Source organism: Bacteroides sp. 214 (genome assembly GCF_010501015.1).
Taxonomy (GTDB): domain Bacteria; phylum Bacteroidota; class Bacteroidia; order Bacteroidales; family Bacteroidaceae; genus Bacteroides.
In genome coordinates this window covers 1-368 of the sequence record NZ_QVML01000038.1, presented here as the reverse complement: position 1 = coordinate 368, position 368 = coordinate 1, and the positions used below count along the sequence as shown (strand labels likewise).

At 37.5% G+C, this 368-nt stretch carries 1 pseudogene; it reads left to right on the top strand.

From position 1 onward, the window contains the following. Positions 1-117 precede the first annotated feature (117 nt). Positions 118-207, top strand: a pseudogene (locus D0T50_RS13840) (tetratricopeptide repeat protein); the annotation flags it as partial. Between the last annotated feature and the right edge of the window lie 161 nt (positions 208-368).

Genomic DNA, 368 nt, shown 5'->3' with positions numbered 1-368 from the left:
AGCAAACAAATTGCGGCGGGTGAAACGGTTATTTACCCAAATAACCAACCGCTCCCATAGAAACTTAAAGATATTAAACCAACTGGTATCTCTTCTGCCGCACCCTCTTCAACGAAAACTTTTGGTGGCGAACTCCGCAAGTCAGTTCTTTATATTACCGATCGGCGCTTACTCTTCTATCTTATTGAGGGAGATAAATATCAGCTATACTGATGGATGAAGAATACTATCATCAGACGATTAATAGTAGCATCATCGAGGAAGGTGTTCGTATTGCAGATCCATTATACTTGCACATTTAGTAATGATGTGTGCAAATATATGTTTTTATATTACTATTGCAAACTATTTGTTAAAGAAATTAGCGG